Source organism: Qipengyuania gaetbuli (assembly GCF_020171365.1).
Classification (GTDB): domain Bacteria; phylum Pseudomonadota; class Alphaproteobacteria; order Sphingomonadales; family Sphingomonadaceae; genus Qipengyuania; species Qipengyuania gaetbuli_B.
Window position 1 is genome coordinate 1,914,753 of the sequence record NZ_JAIUZO010000002.1, and the last position, 17,565, is coordinate 1,932,317.

At 63.3% G+C, this 17,565-nt stretch carries 10 protein-coding genes; 6 read left to right on the forward strand and 4 right to left on the reverse strand.

Annotated features, from left to right (window positions below; genetic code table 11):
* Positions 1-153 precede the first annotated feature (153 nt).
* Positions 154-3,564, forward strand: a complete 3,411-nt coding sequence (locus LCL94_RS10030) for a TonB-dependent receptor domain-containing protein (RefSeq protein ID WP_224832080.1) — start codon at positions 154-156, stop codon at positions 3,562-3,564.
* An 859-nt stretch (positions 3,565-4,423) separates the two neighbouring features.
* On the opposite strand, the gene LCL94_RS10035 is transcribed toward LCL94_RS10030, so the two are convergent.
* Positions 4,424-7,435, reverse strand: coding sequence for a TonB-dependent receptor domain-containing protein (locus LCL94_RS10035; RefSeq protein WP_224832081.1), 3,012 nt, complete (start codon positions 7,433-7,435; stop codon positions 4,424-4,426).
* A 422-nt stretch (positions 7,436-7,857) separates the two neighbouring features.
* Between LCL94_RS10035 and LCL94_RS10040 the strand changes: the two genes are divergently transcribed.
* From LCL94_RS10040 to LCL94_RS10060, 5 genes are all read left to right on the forward strand, one after another.
* Complete coding sequence (locus LCL94_RS10040; RefSeq protein WP_224832082.1) at positions 7,858-9,030, forward strand: acetyl-CoA C-acetyltransferase; 1,173 nt, start codon at positions 7,858-7,860, stop codon at positions 9,028-9,030.
* A 27-nt stretch (positions 9,031-9,057) separates the two neighbouring features.
* Entirely contained in the window at positions 9,058-9,843 is a 786-nt protein-coding gene (locus tag LCL94_RS10045; RefSeq protein ID WP_224832083.1) for an SDR family NAD(P)-dependent oxidoreductase, read from the forward strand.
* A 156-nt stretch (positions 9,844-9,999) separates the two neighbouring features.
* Positions 10,000-12,573, forward strand: a complete 2,574-nt coding sequence (locus LCL94_RS10050) for a zinc-dependent metalloprotease (protein ID WP_224832084.1) — start codon at positions 10,000-10,002, stop codon at positions 12,571-12,573.
* A gap of 167 nt (positions 12,574-12,740) precedes the next feature.
* Entirely contained in the window at positions 12,741-13,613 is an 873-nt protein-coding gene (locus LCL94_RS10055) for a crotonase/enoyl-CoA hydratase family protein (protein WP_224832085.1), read from the forward strand.
* Between the two features lie 67 nt (positions 13,614-13,680).
* Positions 13,681-14,151 (forward strand): MarR family winged helix-turn-helix transcriptional regulator, encoded by a 471-nt coding sequence (locus tag LCL94_RS10060; protein WP_222554456.1) that lies wholly within the window; start codon positions 13,681-13,683, stop codon positions 14,149-14,151.
* A 51-nt stretch (positions 14,152-14,202) separates the two neighbouring features.
* Here LCL94_RS10060 and LCL94_RS10065 read toward each other — a convergent pair whose 3' ends face one another.
* The 3 genes from LCL94_RS10065 to LCL94_RS10075 form a co-directional block, all read right to left on the reverse strand.
* Complete coding sequence (locus tag LCL94_RS10065; protein WP_263611773.1) at positions 14,203-15,201, reverse strand: type II secretion system F family protein; 999 nt, start codon at positions 15,199-15,201, stop codon at positions 14,203-14,205.
* A gap of 20 nt (positions 15,202-15,221) precedes the next feature.
* Positions 15,222-16,193, reverse strand: coding sequence for a type II secretion system F family protein (locus LCL94_RS10070; protein ID WP_224832086.1), 972 nt, complete (start codon positions 16,191-16,193; stop codon positions 15,222-15,224).
* Positions 16,194-16,273: 80 nt separating this feature from the next.
* Positions 16,274-17,563, reverse strand: a complete 1,290-nt coding sequence (locus LCL94_RS10075; RefSeq protein ID WP_224832087.1) for a pilus assembly protein CpaE — start codon at positions 17,561-17,563, stop codon at positions 16,274-16,276.
* Positions 17,564-17,565 lie beyond the last annotated feature (2 nt).

Genomic DNA, 17,565 nt, shown 5'->3' on the forward strand with positions numbered 1-17,565 from the left:
GGGCGTTCACGCAGAACCACCCTCAGTTGGGACTGGGGGCTTTCAAAGTCCCGGGCATGATCATGACGGAACCGGACGCCACTAGGGGTGTGTCCGGTTTTGTTGTCCGGGGACACGGGGGCGCAGTTCCAGTTGTCGCGACTGGAGTATTCAATGCGAAAAATTCACACGAAAACCATCAAGGGTCTCGCCTTCTCGGCGTCGGCAATTGCGCTGACCGTCGGAAGCCAGGCTTTCGCCCAGGACGCCGATTGTCCTGAAGGCCAGGAAGAAGTGGGTGGCGAATGCGTCGCCGAAACCGTCGACGTAACCGACGCCAGCACGGAAGCCGTGCCGGGCGCGATCGTCGTTACCGGTTCGCGCATTCAGCGCAACGACACCTACAACAGCATCTCGCCGCTGCAGGTTCTCGAAACCGAAACGCTGCAGGACACCGGCCAGTTCGATACCGCCGCGATCCTCCAGCAGAGCGAATCCGCTGCCGGTATCCAGATCGATGCCACCTTCCAGGGCTTCGTGCTCAACAACGGCCCGGGCTCGCAGACCCTCGACCTTCGTGGTCTTGGTGCCGACCGCACCCTGCTGCTCGTCAACGGCCGCCGTCTCGCACCGGCCGGTGTCGAAGGCGCACCGAGCAACCCGTCGATCAACCTCATCCCGTCGTCGCTCGTGGCGCGTTACGACCTGCTGCTCGACGGTGCATCGTCGGTCTACGGTTCGGACGCAGTTGCCGGCGTGGGTAACATCGTCCTGCGCAAGGACTTCGACGGCGTCGAACTGTTTGCCAGCGGCGACCTGAACGAACAGGGCGCGGGCAACGATTACCGCATCAGCGCTGCCTGGGGTAAGTACGGCAGCAACTGGAACTTCGGTATCGGCTTCGAATACCAGAAGCGCGACGAGATCAAGATCGGCGACCGCGACTTCCTCGCTGGTTGTAACACCCACTACGAAGTCACCGACAGCGGTGAAATCCGTACGCTGGGCATCTCGGACAATGCCAACACGCTGGCTGACAGCGGCGGCACCATCGGCGAAATCCCGACCGATTGTACGATCGACGCAGCGGTCCGCCGCATCATCCCGAACAGCCCGCTGTTCTTCAGCTCGATCTACTACGACGAGACCGTTTACCCGACCACCGGCCAGGCCGGTAACACGGGTATCCCGTTCTTCAGCGACGCCTTCGACGCATTCGGCAATCCTGTCGATCGCAACGGCGACGGCCTGCTGGACGTCAACTTCGCAGAAGTGACGCGCAACGGTACCGACCTCAGCCCCTCGTTCGTGAGCCCGCAGGACACGTACAACGTGATGGCTTACGGTGAGTACAGCTTCGGCGGCGACTACAACATCACGCCGTACTTCGAAGCGAACTACAGCCGCGCAGAAGTGACTGCCCGCAGCACCCAGCCGCAGCTGTTCCCGTACGTTCAGGGCAGCAACCCGTTCAACCCGTGTAACATCGCCAACAACGACTGCGGCGACGACAACAACACCTTCGACGGTCTCTACACCTTCGCTGGTGGCGCTTTCGCCCGTCCGACCGGCCGTTCCTACACGGTCCGCCCGGTTGTCGGCGTGGACGGCGACCGTAACGTGGTCGAGACGGTGCAGGAGCAGTATCGCGGTGTCTTCGGCATCCGCGGCGACCTGCCCTTCATCAACTTCGGCCCGGGCAACGACTGGACCTTCGACATCTCGGGCGTGTACTCGCGTTCGGAAGGTACCTCGTCGCGCGCCGGTATCCGTCAGGACCGCCTGGCCCTGGCCCTCGGCCTCGACCCGACGGTCGACAGTGCGGTTCGCTTCGCGACCCCGCCGGTCCTCTCGAGCGGTGCTTGCGGTACCACGGGCTTCCGTAACCCCGACAACCTCCGCGACGACGTGGTTGCAGGCTGTGTGCCCGTGAACCTCTTCGCGCCGAGCCTCTACCAGACCGCGGTTGGCGACTTCGCTACCCAGGCCGAACGTGACTACCTGTTCGACACCCGTGACTTCGACACGACCTACGAACAGACCATCATCTCGGCTTACCTGCAGGGTAGCGTTTTCGAACTGCCCGGCGGCACCGCCAAGATGGTGATCGGTGGTGAATACCGTAACGACTCGCTCGCCTCGATCCCCGACGAAGTTGCTTCGGAAGGCCTGTTCTTCGGCTTCTTCGCCGACCAGGGCGCGACCGGCAGCAAGGAAATCTGGGAAGCCTTCGGCGAAATCGATCTTCCGCTCATGTCGGGTGAAACGCTGGTCGAAGACCTGCGCGTCAACCTGTCGGGCCGTGTGACCGAAGACGAGTTCTACGGCACCAACGGTACCTACTCGCTGAAGTTCGGCTGGCGTCCGATCGAGCAGCTGCTCGTGAAGTTCTCCTACGGTACGTCGTTCCGTTCGCCGAACCTGCGCGAACTGTTCCTGGCCGGTCAGTCGGGCTTCGGTGGTATCTCCGATCCCTGCGCCGTCCCGGCCAATGCCTATGCACCGCTCAACGGCGGCTACCAGGCAGGCAACGACACGCGTGATGCTTCGGTTCTCGACAACTGCCGCCGTGAAGGCCGCGATCCGACCCGCGTCGGTACCGACGGTGCGAACACGGTCACCGTGCCGAGCGTCGAAATCACCTCGGGTGGTAGCTTCGCGCTGGATCCGGAAACCTCGACCTCGATCACGACCGGCTTCGCTTTCGAAGAGTCGTTCGGTCCGATCGATTTCGGCTTCAACTTCAACTACTACGACATCAACGTGAAGGGTGCGATCGCAGAACCGACCGGCCAGTTCATCGTCAACCAGTGCTTCCTGCGCGACGATGGCCAGCGTTCGAACTTCTGTGACTTCATCCAGTACGACACCGATCCGGCTTCGCGTCAGCTGATCACGGACGTCTTCGCAGGCTTCGTGAACATCAACGAAGAAGCGGTCCGCGGTATCGACCTGAACGCCAACTTCGGCGCTGATGTCGCTGCCTTCGGCAAGGACATCCGTCTCGGCCTGAACCTGCGTGCCAACCACCTGATCCAGCGTGACTCGGTCTTCCTGACCGACACCGGTGAACCGACGGTGGACAGCGACGCCGGTGAGTTCGGCTTCCCGTCCTGGACGGGTCGCGCGATCTTCAGCGCCCAGGTCGACAACGTGACCTTCACCTGGCAGACCCGCTACATCGGCGAGACCGAGCAGCAGGAAGACGGTATCGACCCGCTGTCGGACGCCTTCGGACGTGGTCCGGACGGCCAGCCGACCGGCTTCATCGGTAACACCTGCCTTGGTAACGGTTCGGGCAGCAACGATCCGGTCACCGGCGCGTTCATCCCCGACGGCATCGTTGCGGGTGACGGCGTGTTCTGCCGCGACATCGGCTACGCCGACGATTACTTCGTCAGCAACGCCTCGCTGCGCTTCGACTTCGACAGCTTCGACATCCGCGTGGGTGTTTCGAACATCTTCGACAAGAAGCCGCCGCTGGTGGACACCAACGAAGTGCTCGGCATCTCGAACACTCCGATCGGTAACGGTTACGACCTCAACGGTCGTGAGTACTTCGCCTCGATCGGCGTGAAGTTCTAATCCGATCTGGCCGGTAACGGCCGACAGGACGGCCCCGTACTTCGGTACGGGGCCGTTTTTGTATCTGGCGCCCACGCGGGCGATGGCGGTTGCTGGCGGGCTTACGAATCATCGGAGGGCGGCCTTTTCCAGCACGCGTCGGTGTGACCCAGGGCAGAGTGCACGGTACCCTTGCGGGTGGACGGCCGGGATGCGCTCTTGATCGATGCTGTGTCCAAGCGGTCCGACAGTGCCTGTCATACCTTCAACGAAGCGGCACGGGCGGTCTTGATCATCGCGAACGGGCTACGAGGCCCCTGCTACAACGTGCCCTGACGCGAGCACATCGAGCTGCGCTGTCCGGACATGGGCGGCGCGATCTACCTGCGGGATGAAGCGAATTGCCCGCTCGTGAAGGGCAAGCCCGATGGCGAGTGTGTCGTCGTGGGCTGTTGCCGGCTTTGCTTGGGCGCTTGGGCGCGAAGGTGCTCGGGGCATTCATCGGCGTGTACGGGCATGTGAGAGCGTCGCGCCTGCAGTCGTGTTGCCACGCCTCCAGGTACAGGGCTGGCCCGCTCCTGCCTCTGGTCCAGTCCAGCGCAGCCAGGCCGGCCCTGTGCGGGAAACCCGAACAGCATGGTCACGCGGGCAAAACTCCGCCGGGCATCCGCGAAGCATGCGATCGTCGAGCGCAGGAAGATTTCGGAGGGGCGGGGGGGAGGGGGGCAGAGGAATGGGGCCCCCAAGGAAGTACCGCCGGGCAAGCCCCGCAAGGTGGATTGCGCGAGCGACAGCCACCACCCGGCGCCGATATGCAGCAGGCAAAGAAAAAGCCGCGGACCTTTCGGTCCGCGGCTCCTTCGTAGCGTTTAGCTTCTTCTTATTCGCCGAAACGGATGTTCAGGCCTGCGAAGAAGGACCGACCGGTGTCGTAGATGGTCGGATAGGTGTTACCGTTACCCAGCGGCGGGCCCGACGATGCACTGACCGGCGGGTTTGCGTTGAGGATGTTGTTCACACCGAAGCGCAGGGTGATCGACTCCGTCACGTCGTAGAACATCGACAGGTCGACGTAGTTACGAGCGGGCAGGTTGTCGTCGATCAGCGACTCGTTCGGACCCACATCTTCACCACCGAAGGCATCGACTTCGCTGTAGTGACGCCACGCGACGGTAGCATCCAGGTTGAAGTCGCTTTCCCAGGTGACAGCGAGACGGTGACGGTACTGCGCGTTAACGGGCTGGAGACAGCCGTTATCCGAGTAACCGGCACAAACGATCGGATCACCACCCGGGAACGGGATGAAGTCAGCCGTATCGAGATAGGTCGCTGCGTAGTTGAAGTTCAGGCCGCCCAGGCTACCGAGGTTGGTACGGTAGCTGATCTGGCCGTCGATGCCCGACGTGGTCAGTTCTGCGATGTTGATGTTGGTCTGCTGGAAGCCGACGCCCTGCGGGCCAGCTGCAAGCGTACCGCCCGGACCACGGGTGATCAGGTCACAGAACGTCGGATCGCCCGTTGCAAGGCAGTTATCCAGCGAGACCTGAGCCGCGATACCGGCGCTGATGTAATCTTCGACGGTGATGTCGAAGTAGTCCACCGAGATCGACAGACCCGGGACGAAGGTCGGTTCGAAAACCGCACCGAAGGTCCAGGTGTCCGAGCTTTCCGGCTGCAGCTGCGGGTTACCACCCGTCAGTGCCTGGGTCTGGCCCGAGATCACGTCGAGGATGGTGCCGTACTGTGCTGCAGTCACGCCGGTGTTGGCGCAAGCTGCGAGCGAAGCAATCGGAGCGTTGGTAGCGCACGGGTCATAGACCTGCACGCCGTTGCTGTTGGTGCCGGCAACGTTCAGGTTCGGCAGACCGGTGTTCTGGCCCGTATAGAGCTCGATAACGTTCGGTGCGCGAACTGCACGCTGGAAGTTGGCACGCAGCGTCAGGCTGTCGACCGGCGACCAGCTCAGCTGGGCGCCGAAAGCGTCCGTGCCGAAGCTGTTCGTGGTGTCGTTACCCGAAGCTTCATACTCCGAGTGACGGTACTGACCGGCGAGGACCAGTTCGTTGAAGAACGGACGGTCGGTGATCAGCGGGATCTGGAGTTCGCTGTAGAACTCGTGGACGTCCACACGACCCGAAACCGGCAGGGTTGCACCGCCGACGCCCGTGAAGCCGCCGCCCGGAACCTGGCTGATTTCGTCAGGGATCGCGTTCAGCTTGTCCTGGCGATATTCCACACCCACGAGGAAGGCGACGCCTTCTTCGGAGAGCGGCGACTTGAAGCCGTAATCACCAAGGTCTGCCTGCAGGTTGGCGCCGAGCACCAGCTGCGAGGTTTCACCGATGACGATGCCGACACCCTGGATGAAGTTGTACTGATCCGGGGTGATGGCGGTGGTGCCATCGGGGTTACGCTGGAACGGGTTGTAGGGAACACAACCGCCCGACGGATCGACGCAGACCACGTTGCCGTTTGCATCGGTCGTTGCGAAGAAAGCCTGCTGCAGCTTGGAAACGACGAAGTCGTTGGTCGAGGTCGAGGTGTCGGAGGTTTCGGCGTACTGGCCGAAAGCTTCCCAGTCCCAGATGTCGCCGAACGTGCCGCGGAAACCGCCCACGATACGGAACGCCGAGTTTTCGAGGCGCGAGTTACGCGGGCCGCCTTCGACGTTACGGTGCGAAGCGGTGATGCCGCTCACGATCGTGCCGTCGATGATGTCCTGAGCCGAACAGCCGAAGATGTCGGTCAGCTGGAGGCCGGGCGTGTTCTGGATGTACGGGTTGTCGCAGTTGATCGAGTACGAACCGATACCGAACGAAGCGGTTTCTGCGATCTGTGCATCCGAGAAGTTGTCGACATAGCTGATGTCGGCGAAAGCTTCGACGTTGTCGGAGATTTCGTAATACGCCTTACCGTAAAGCGTGAAACGCTCCGACGGACGCTGGAAGAAGTTGCGCTGACCGAAGTTGTAGGTCTGCTGCGGGCCACCGGCGTAGGGGATGATGGTGCCGTCTTCCTGCTGGAAGGCGAAGCCACCCGGGCCACCGAACAGGCGGAAGTTACCCGAACCGACGCAGCCGACGCCTTCGAAGCCACGGCTCGAGGGGCCTACCGTACAGGCAGAGAATGCGCGGTTGTTCTGGGTAACGGCTTCACGCTTTTCGTAATTGGCGTAAATGGTGACGTTACCACGGCCGTCGGCAGTGTTCGTGCCGAAGATGCCGGTGAAGGCATATTCTGCGCCGTCCACGATCGGACCCGGCTTCGGCTGGCTGGCGCTGTCAAGAACGCCTTCCCAGAAGTCGATGTCGTTGCCGTGCTGCTGGAAGCCGCCCTGGAAGTCCAGTTCGACGCCTTCGAAGTCACGCTTGAGGATGAAGTTGGCAACACCGCCGACTGCGTCCGAACCGTAAACTGCCGATGCACCACCCGTCAGGATGTCGACGCGCTCGATCAGCTGGGTCGGGATAAGGTCGAGGTTGGCCGACGAGATCTGCGACGAACCGTAGGGCAGGCGACGACCGTCGATCAGGACGAGCGTACGGACCGAGCCGAGGCCGCGAAGGTCGAGCGTTGCAGTACCCGAAGCGCCGTTCGAGACTTCACCGGCCTGGCCGGCGAAAACCTGCGGCAGCTGGTTGACGAGGTCTTCGATACGAACCGTACCGGTCGACTGGATCTGCTCGCTCGAAACCGAAAGGACGGGAGCAGCGCTCTCGAGGTTCGGGTTTGCGTTAAGACGCGTACCCGTCACGATGATGGCCGGTGCGGCTTCTTCCGAGGCTGCGGTGTCGGTGACATCCGCATCCTGGGCGAAGGCCGGAGCCGCCACCATGGCCAGAGCGACGGACAGCGATCCGGCGCTAAGGCGAAGTTGCGTAGATTTTTTCATCTGGTTTCATACCCTTATGAAGTGCCCGCACCGCCGGAGCGGCGAAGGCGTTGCAGGTTGAGTAGCCCAGACGCCGTGCCGAAGCGCAGCCCATGGTCCCCCAACCAAATGCGATGGGTGAAGGCCTTGGAGCCACTGGTCTTCATGCCAGATTCTCCCCTCGTCCATTCCCTGCGCGACGGACTACGCCTTATGACGGTTTGATGAAAAGGACTGCGCATCCTTGCGAGCAATTTGCATCCTATGGTGTAGCATTGCTGCAACACCGTTTTTTTGGCCGTTTTCCGCGATTTTCGGGTGATAGCGTTCTTTTGTCGCAACCATGCAACGCACACCCGCACCCGCCGCACTTCGCAGTTGACGTAAACGGAAAGCGATCCTAGCCCGTAGCAAATCGAAACCAACTTTTACCGGAGAGAGCAATGCCCGAAGCCTATATCGTCGAAGCCGTCCGTACTGCCGGGGGCAGGCGCGGCGGTCGCCTTGCCGGAATCCATCCAGTCGACCTCGCTGCCAAGTCGCTCGATGCGATCATGGAGCGTTCGGGACTCGAAGCGAAGGCGATCGACGATGTGGTGATGGGCTGCGTCAGCCAGGGCGGCGAACAGGCCATGCAGGTCGGCCGTAACGCCGTGCTCGCCGCCAAGCGCCTCGGCGAAGGCGTGCCGGCCGTCACCATCGACCGCCAGTGCGGTTCCTCGCAGCAGGCGATCCAGTTCGCCGCGCAGGCCGTAATGAGCGGGACGCAGGACGTCGTGATCGCCAGCGGCGTGGAAAGCATGACCCGTGTGCCCATGGGCTCGACTGCCATGTTCCACATGAAAGAGGGGCTGGGGAACTACAAGTCGCCCGGCCTCGAGGAGAAATACCCCGGCATCCAGTGGTCGCAGTTCATGGGCGCCGAGATGATCGTGAAGAAGCACGGCTTCACCAAGGACGACCTCGACCGCTTCGCCCTGTCGAGCCACCAGAAGGCGATCGAGGCGACCCGGTCGGGCGCATTCAATGCCGAGATCGTGCCGGTCGAGGTGGAAACCCCCGAAGGCACCGAAATGCACACGGTCGATGAAGGCATCCGCTTCGATGCGACGCTGGAATCGATTTCCTCGGTCAAGCTGCTCAGCCCCGAAGGCACGATCACGGCGGCCACCAGCAGCCAGATCTGCGACGGGTCGAGCGCGGTGCTGGTCGTCAGCGAGAAGGCGCTGAAGGAATACGGCCTCACCCCGATGGCGCGCATTCACAACCTGACTGTCACTGCAGGCGATCCGGTGATCATGCTGGAAGAGCCGCTGTTTGCCACCGACCGTGCGCTGCAGCGGGCCGGCATGAAGATCGAGGACATCGACCTGTTCGAGGTCAACGAGGCCTTCGCCCCGGTGCCGCTCGCCTGGCTCAAGCACACCGGTGCCGATCCCGACCGCCTCAACGTCAACGGCGGCGCGATTGCGCTCGGCCACCCGCTCGGTGCAAGCGGCACCAAGCTGATGGCAACGCTCGTCCACGCGCTGAAGGCGCGCGGCAAGAAATACGGCCTGCAGACGATGTGCGAAGGCGGCGGCGTCGCCAACGTCACCATCGTCGAGGCGCTCTAATCACCCCCATTTCGAGAGGATTTTTCCATGGAAGTTTCAGCCAATACCCCCGCAGTCGTCACCGGCGGCGCATCGGGCCTCGGTGAAGCCACCGCCCGCGCGCTGGCAGCCAAGGGCGCCAAGGTCGCCATCTTCGACATGAACGAAGAGAAGGGCGAAGCGGTCGCCAAGGACATCGGCGGCATCTTCTGCAAGGTCAACGTCATGAGCGACGAGGACGTCGATGCCGGTTTCGCCAAGGCGCGCGCAGCCCACGGCCAGGAACGCATCCTCGTCAACTGCGCCGGGATCGGCAACGCGATGAAGACCGCCAGCCGCGACAAGCAGACCGGCGAAATCAAGCACTTCCCGCTGTCCGCCTTCGAGTTCATCATCCAGGTGAACCTCATCGGCACCTTCCGCTGCATCGCCAAGTCGGCTGCCGGCATGATGACGCTCGACCCGCTGTCGGAAGACGGCGATCGGGGTGCCATCGTCAACACGGCATCGGTTGCCGGTGAAGACGGCCAGATCGGCCAGGCCGCCTATTCCGCCTCGAAGGGCGGCGTCATCGGCATGACCCTGCCGATCGCACGCGACCTGATGCAGGAAGGCATCCGCGTGAACACCATCCTTCCGGGCATCTTCAACACCCCGCTGATGAACGCTGCCCCGCCGCAGGTGAAGGAAGCGCTGGCCGCTTCGGTGCCGTTCCCCAAGCGTCTCGGCAACCCGGAAGAATACGCCATGCTCGCCATGACCATGATCGAGTGCGGCTATTTCAACGGCGAGGACGTGCGCCTCGACGGCGCGATCCGCATGGCGCCGCGCTAAGCGCGTTTCCGGCCACAGGCCGCATCCAGTGCCGCTCGTCCTGCAAGGGGCGGGCGGCACTTGCTTTTCGGGCAGTGTCTGCTCCGCCTAATCGCTTGCTTTTTCTTCGCGAAAGCCGATCACTTTGCGCCGGGACTCGGCACGAGGGGGATTTCGATGAAGAAGGCATTTCTGTTCCTGGGCGCTGCCCTGCTGGTAACCGGCACGGCGCAGGCCAAGGACAAGGACGAAGCCAAGGACAAGGGCGGGGAAAAGGGCGGCGAAGAAGCGGCCAAGACGCTCGCCCAGTTCGTCGAAGGTTTCCGCAAGACCGACGGCCTCTTCCCGCTCTATCGCGATCCCAAGACCGGCGAGGTCTATCTCGAACTCGACGCCGACCAGTTGGGCAGCGAGTTCATCTATTTCACCTACACCGAAAACGGCCCGGTCGAGGCGAACCATTTCCGCGGCAATTTCCGCGACAACCGGATCGTCACCTTCAACAAGAAGTACGACCGCGTCGAGGTGGAAGCTGTCAACACGAGCTTCTATTTCGATCCCGACAGCGCGCTCGCCCGCGCTTCGGAAGCGAACATCGCCCGCGCGCCCATTGGCAACGTCAAGATTGCAGCCACCAGCGAGGATGGCCGCAAGTTCCTGATTTCGGCCGACGCGCTGCTGGAAAAGGAAGCGCTGTCGCAGATCAAGCCGTGGCAATCGCCTGACGACAAGCCCGGCTCCGCCTTCGCGCTGGGCGAATTGTCCGAAGACAAGACCCAGATTTCCACCTTCGCCAACTTCCCCGACAACACCGATATCCGCGTCGAATACGTCTTCGACAATCCCAAACCGTTCCATTTCGGCGGGGCCGACATCACCGATGCGCGGTCGGTCGCGATCCTCGTGCAGCATTCCTTCCTCAAGATGCCTGCACCCGGTTTCGAGCCGCGCGCCGACGATTTCCGCGTCGGCTATTTTACCAACCAGAAGACCGACCTGACATCGGTCGAGCACGCGCCTTACCGCGACGTGATCAACCGCTGGCGGCTGGAAAAGAAGGACCCGTCTGCGGCAGTGTCCGACCCGGTCAAGCCGATCACCTTCTGGATCGAGAACACCACGCCGAGGGAATTGCGCGGCACGATCCGCGACGCGACGCTGGCCTGGAACGAAGCATTCGAGGCGGCCGGCATCTCCAACGCGATCGAGGTGCAGATCCAGCCCGACGATGCGAGCTGGGACGCAGGCGATGTCCGCTACAACGTGATGCGCTGGACTTCATCGCCGAGGCCCCCCTTCGGCGGTTACGGCCCCAGCTTCACCAATCCGCGCACGGGCGAGATCATCGGCGCGGATATCATGCTGGAATACGTCTACCTGAAGAGCCGGATATGGCAGTCGGAGATTTTCGATACGGCGGGCCTGCCTACCTACGGCAAGTCCGTTCCGGGCATGGGACGTCATGCAGCCAACTGCACGCTTGCCGCCGATTTGCAGGCCAAGATGATGGCCGCACGTTCCGTCTTCGCGGCGCGCGGGGCGAGCGATGAGGAACTGGACGAACTGCTGAGACAGGAACTGGCCTATCTCGTGCTGCACGAGGTGGGCCACACGCTAGGCCTGACGCACAACATGCGCTCCTCGCATTCGATACCGCTGTCCTCGCTCGGATCGGGCGCGGCACTGCCGACCAATTCGGTGATGGATTACACCGAGATCAACATCGCGCCTGCGGGCCAGCCGCAGGGCCAGTTCGCCATTGCGCGGCCCGGCCCATATGACGTCTGGGCCATCCAGTACGGCTATACGCCCGAAGAAAGCCTGCTGCCCGCCATCGTGGCGCGCTCGACCGAACCGGCGCTGGTCTATGGCAATGATGCCGACGACATGCGTTCGCCCGGGACGCATATCGATCCGCGCGTGATGATCGACGATCTGTCGGACGATCCGATCGGCTGGGCCACGCAGCGCGCCGCGCTGGTCGACCAGACGCTCGCCGTTCTTGCCGACCGCGTGGTCGACAGCGGCGATACCTACCAGGCGCTGGTGAACAGCTACTACGGCCTGACCGGCCAGAAGGCGCGCGCAGCGAATATCGCCTCGCGCTGGATCGCGGGCGTCTACAACAACCGTTCGGTGGTCGGGCAGCCGGGCGCCCAGCAGCCGCTGGTCCCTGTCTCGGTGGCCGAACAGCGCCGCGCGCTCGGCGTGGTCAGCAAACTGGCCTTTGCGCCCGATGCCTTTTCGGCGGGCGAGAACCTGCTGAACCGCCTGCAGGTCGAACGCCGCGGCTTCGACATGTACGGGACCAATGTCGATCCCCAGCCGCACGCCCGTGCGCTGCGCGTCCAGCAGTCGCTGCTCGACCATCTGCTGCACCCCAATGTGCTCACGCGCCTTACCGATACGCGCCGCTATGGCGGGGCCTATCCGGTCAGCACTTACATGGCGGAACTGACCGGCGTGATGTTCGACGCGGACCGCGTCGGCGCGGTGAACACCTATCGCCAGAACCTGCAGGTCGAATACCTCACCCGCCTGATCGGCATCGCTTCGGGCGCAGGCGGCGGGATGGAGCCGACCCCCATGGGACCGCGGCCGCTGCCGACCTACGACTATGTCTCGCGCTCGGCCGCGCTGGCAGGGATCGCGCGGATCAAGGCGATAGCGGCAGGGCCTGCGGCGGACGCGGAAACGCGCGCCCACCGCGCCCACCTTGCCTCGCTGATCGCGGCGTTCGAGCGGCGCTGAGGTAAGGGCACGCTTTCCTACCACTTGTCTTCGCCGCTAGGCGTGGTGCATGGAACGCAGCGAGAAAAAGCGCCTTGGGACCCGGCGGGGCGGGAGGGGATGTATTTCCTCCCAGGACCCTGTTCCATGTGTTCCATCCTGTAGGCGTTAAAGGAGAGGGAATCCGAATGAGCGCCTACACGCAGATCAAGCTCGACATCGCCGATGGCGTAGCCATCGTCACGCTGCACCGGCCGGAGAAGATGAACGCCTTCACCCGCGTGATGATGGACGAGTTCATCGATGCGCTCGACGTGACCGACGCCGATGACAGCGTGCGCGCGGTGATCGTGACGGGGCATGGCGACCGCGCGTTCTGCGCCGGGGCCGACCTCACGCCGGAGGGCGGGGGGCACGTCTTCTCCGATCCCAATCCGGTGGACAGCCTGTCCGACGAACGCGTGCGCGATGGCGGCGGGCGGCTGACGCTGCGCCTGTTCAACTCGAAGAAGCCGCTGATCGGCGCCTGCAACGGTGTGGCCGTGGGCGTGGGCGCGACCATGCAGCTGCCCTTCGACATCCGGCTGGCGAGCGACAATGCGCGCTTCGGCTTCGTCTTCGCGCGGCGCGGTATCACGCCGGAAGCGGCCTCGAGCTGGTTCCTGCCCCGCCTCGTCGGGATGCAGACCGCGCTCGAATGGTGCATGACGGGCCGCGTGTTCGATGCGCAGGAAGCGCTCGACCGGGGGCTGGTCCGCTCGCTCCATCCGCAGGCAGAGCTGATGGATGCTGCCATGGGTATCGCCCGCGAGATTGCCGACAACACCTCGGCCGTTTCGGTCGCTATGACCCGCGCGATGCTGTGGCGCATTTCGCCGCTCGAACATCCGATGATGGCGCACCGCGTGGACAGCCGCGCGATCTACCGTCTCAGCCGCAGTGCCGATGCGAAGGAAGGCATCGCCAGCTTCCTCGAGAAGCGTGCGCCCGCCTATCCCGACACGGTCGGCGGCAACATGCCCGACTTCTACCCCTGGTGGGACGAGCCGGGCTACGAATAGTAACGCTTGTGACGGTTACAGACGCAACGGTCTTGCCAAGGCGCGCCGCCTTCGCAAGGGTGGCGTCATGTCGAAACGCCAACCTGCCAAGCGCCTAGCGGACTTCCTGCCGTACCAGCTGTCGGTCGCCTCCAACGCGGTTTCGACCCGCATTGCGGAGCAGTATCGCAAGCGGTTCGCGCTCAAGACCACCGAATGGCGCATCATGGCGGTGCTCGGCGACAGCGGCCCGCTGACCCAGCGCGAGCTTTCGCAGCTCACGCTGATGGACAAGGTGCCGGTCAATCGCGCCTGCAAGACGCTGGAAAGCCGCGGGCTGGCCGAACGCACGCCCAATGCCAAGGACGGGCGCTCGCACCTCTTGGCGCTGACTGCGGAGGGCAGGGCGGTCCATGCCGGCATCATGCCGCTGGCCCTGACGATCGAGCGGGAGATGTTCTCGGTGCTCGACGAGAGCGAGCAGGCGGCCCTGCGCGACATGCTCGCCCGCGTGCGCGACAATGCGGGGGACTTCGATGCAGAAAGCCTGGCCGACTAGGTAGTCGACCAGGCTCTCGAAAACGACCCGCTTTTCTGCCGGGTAGCCGGGTTATCCGATACCGCCACTGAAGGCGTCGGAGATTGAACAGGCCGCCGGGCCGAGAATGACGATGAACAGCACCGGCAGGATGAACATGATCAGCGGCACGGTCATGATCGCCGGAAGACGCGCGGCCTTCTCTTCGGCGCGCATCATGCGCTCGTTGCGGAATTCCGCCGACAGCACGCGCAGCGCACTGGCGAGCGGCGTACCGTAGCGTTCTGTCTGGATCATGGTGGTGACCACGCCCTGCACCGCTTCCAAGTTCACGCGATAGGCAAGGTGGTCGAAGGCCTGCTTGCGCTCGTTGAGGAAGGACAGCTCGATCGCGGTCAGGGCGAATTCGTCGCCCAGTTCCGGATAGGCGCGGCCCAGTTCCTTGGCGACGCGGTTGAAGGCGGCATCGACGGTCAGACCGGCTTCGGCGCAGATGACCAGGAGGTCGAGCGCGTCGGGCAGGCCCTTACGGATTGCATCGGTGCGCTTGGTGGCCTTGTTCTTGAGGACGATTTCCGGGCCCTTGTAGCCAAGGAAGGTCGCCAGCGCGAGCGCGGCCACGCGCTTGAACTGCCAGTCGGGATAGATCTCGACGCCGTAGAGCAGGATCGCGGCGATGCCGCCGAGCAGGATAGGCAGCACCATGCGCAGGCCGATGAGCAGGACCGCGACTTCCTTGTTGCGGTGACCGGCCCAGGCCAGCTTCTGCTGCATGTCCTCGACCTGGCTCTGCTGCAGCACCTTGAGGTTGCCGAGCGTGTCCTTGACCTTGTCCGCCGTGTCGTTCTTGCGCACGAGGCTCTGGCGTTTCTTGGCGCTGGTCGTGATCAGGCCGAGCTTGAGCTCCTCACGGCGGCCTTCGAGCGCTTTGACGCGCTTGGCCATCGGGTCCTTGATGGTGACGGCCGAGTAGATCGCCACGAACACCGCCAGTGCCGCGATCCCGGCAAGGATCGAGCCGACGAGGATCACGTCGAAGCCGAGGAGGGTGGGGCCGCTTGCGGGTTCCATGATTACTCTTCCCTGCTTCCTTAGATTTCGAAACTGACCATCTTGGCCATGATGAAGCCGCCGATGCTCATCCACACGAGCCCGCCGAGGCCGGCCACGATCAGGCGGTCATCCTCGAAGAAGGCGCCGATGTAGGTCGGGTTGATCCACCAGATCATGCCGAACACGATGAAGGGCAGCGCGCCGACGATGTAGGCCGAGGCCTTCGATTCCGAACTCATTGCCTTGATCTTGAGCTTCATCTGCGCACGCTTGCGAAGCACGTCCGACAGATTGGACAGCGTTTCAGCGAGGTTACCACCCGTCTCGCGCTGGATTGCGAGCGTGATGCAGAAGAAGTTGAATTCCGGAATGCCCAGGCGATCGGCGGTCTGCTGGAGCGAATCCTCCATGGTCCGGCCGATCTTGATGCGCTCGACGATGCCCTTGAATTCCGCGCCCACAGGTCCGGGAACTTCCTGGGCGACGACGGCCAGCGTCTCGGTAACCGGAAGGCCCGAACGAAGGCCGCGAACGAGCAGTTCGATGGCGTCGGGAAACTTCACGTTGAACTGGTTGGTGCGCTTCTTGATCGCGCGGCCGACGATGAAGTGCGGGATGCCCGCACCGGCGAACAGGCCGACGCCGATCGAGAGCAGGAACGCGCCGCTCTTGAGGAAGATGAGGAGCGTAAGCACGAGCGCGATGCCGAGCGAGGCATAGGCGTACTGGCTGAGGGTCCAGCCCTTGCCGGTCCGGTCGAGGCGGATAGCGAGAGCTTCAACGCGCGAGCCGGATCCGGCCTGCTTGAACTGCTTGGGCTTGCGGGCCGCGATCGCCTTCTTTAGCTGCGATTCCACCTTGGCATCGGTGCTTTCCGAATGCCGGAAGCGGAGCTGCTGCAAGCGGCGCTGGCTGTTCTTGCCGGCGTCGGGACCTGCGAAAGCCACGTAACCGAGCACGAGCAGCGTGAAGAGCCCGCCGGTAACCAGCAAGAGCTGGATCAAGTTCATCGTGTCTCTCCGTCCCGTCCCGTGATTATTGGGTCAGTCCGGGAGGCGGGGGCGCTGGGGCCAACCCGCCTCCGGGATAATTATTCGCCCGCGTTCTCGAACTGGGCCTTGTCCTTCTTGGCCAGCAGCGATTTGATGTCGAAGCTGCCCAGCAGCGACTTCTTGTTGCCGCCGACATCCTGCGCCTCGTCGCTCTCTTCGTCGCCGAGGCCGATGATGCGCGAGGAAAGCTGCTTGATCGCGCCTGTCGCCTTGCTCGAACCGTTCGCATCTACGAAGGTCTTGCCAAGCTTGGCGGCGTTCACTGCGGCCTTCGCATCGTACGGGATCGAGACGTCGATCGAGCGTTCGATGGAAGCCTCGAAGTCGGCCTTGCTGATTTCCTGCATGCCGGGCTGGACCTTGTTGGCCACGACCACCGGGGTGGCATGCGCGGCATTGGTCTTGAGCCAGGACAGGATGCGGATCGTGTCACGCGCCGAGGCGAGCGTCATTTCCGTGACCAGCGTCACGACGTTCACGTCGTTCAGCAGGTGCGGGAAGTTGATCAGCATGTTGCGCGGCATGTCGACGAGCGTCATCTCGAAGGCGTGACGGAACTCTTCCTGCAGCTGCAGGAAGGCCGAGCCATCGGTCATCAGCGGCGAGTTGATCGGCGCTTCTGCCGACAGGATCGCCAGATTGTCGTTGGCGCGGATCATGGCGCGTTCGATGAACAGGCCGTCGATGCGGCTCGGGTTGTCGATCGCGTCGGTCAGGCCGCGGCCCGGTTCGAGGTCGAGCGTGAGTGCGCCGACACCGAAGTGCACGTCGAGGTCGAGCAGCGCGGTCGGCATGTGCTTTTCCGCGTAGATCCAGGCGAGCGAGGTCGCGATGGTCGATGCACCGACGCCGCCACGCGTACCGACGACTGCGGTCGAGATGTGACGCTTGACCTGGTCGGCTTCGCCACCGCGCGGTGCGAGGAAGACGGCCTGTGCGGCATTCAGCGAATCGCGCAGCACCGAAGCCGAAAGCGGCTTCAGCAGGTAGTCATGGATGCCGCTGGCGAGCAGGTCGCGATAGAGGCGCACGTCGTTGACCTGGCCGATCGCGATCACCACCGTGCCGGGTTCGCAAACCTCGGCGAGGGCGTTGATGTCGTTCAGCGGATCGCCGCTTTCCGACAGGTCGACCATTAGGATGTTCGGGCTGGCCGACACCGACAGCGACTGGATCGCGTTGCGCAGGCCACCCTTGTTGCACTTTTCAGGCTGCCAGCCGAGTTCGATCACCACCGGGCGCAGGACATCCAGCGCGGTTTCGTCGCAGATGAAGGCTGCAAACGGATCGCGATTTCCGGGCATTCCGGATTTCCAGGAAGCGCTCATGA

Excerpts from the sequence above, each read along its gene's own strand:
- LCL94_RS10030 (WP_224832080.1), top strand. The coding sequence starts at position 154 with ATGCGAAAAATTCACACGAAAACCATCAAGGGTCTCGCCTTCTCGGCG.
- LCL94_RS10035 (WP_224832081.1), bottom strand. The coding sequence starts at position 7,435 with ATGAAAAAATCTACGCAACTTCGCCTTAGCGCCGGATCGCTGTCCGTC.
- LCL94_RS10040 (WP_224832082.1), top strand. The coding sequence starts at position 7,858 with ATGCCCGAAGCCTATATCGTCGAAGCCGTCCGTACTGCCGGGGGCAGG.
- LCL94_RS10045 (WP_224832083.1), top strand. The coding sequence starts at position 9,058 with ATGGAAGTTTCAGCCAATACCCCCGCAGTCGTCACCGGCGGCGCATCG.
- LCL94_RS10050 (WP_224832084.1), top strand. The coding sequence starts at position 10,000 with ATGAAGAAGGCATTTCTGTTCCTGGGCGCTGCCCTGCTGGTAACCGGC.
- LCL94_RS10055 (WP_224832085.1), top strand. The coding sequence starts at position 12,741 with ATGAGCGCCTACACGCAGATCAAGCTCGACATCGCCGATGGCGTAGCC.
- LCL94_RS10060 (WP_222554456.1), top strand. The coding sequence starts at position 13,681 with ATGTCGAAACGCCAACCTGCCAAGCGCCTAGCGGACTTCCTGCCGTAC.
- LCL94_RS10065 (WP_263611773.1), bottom strand. The coding sequence starts at position 15,201 with ATGGAACCCGCAAGCGGCCCCACCCTCCTCGGCTTCGACGTGATCCTC.
- LCL94_RS10070 (WP_224832086.1), bottom strand. The coding sequence starts at position 16,193 with ATGAACTTGATCCAGCTCTTGCTGGTTACCGGCGGGCTCTTCACGCTG.
- LCL94_RS10075 (WP_224832087.1), bottom strand. The coding sequence starts at position 17,563 with ATGAGCGCTTCCTGGAAATCCGGAATGCCCGGAAATCGCGATCCGTTT.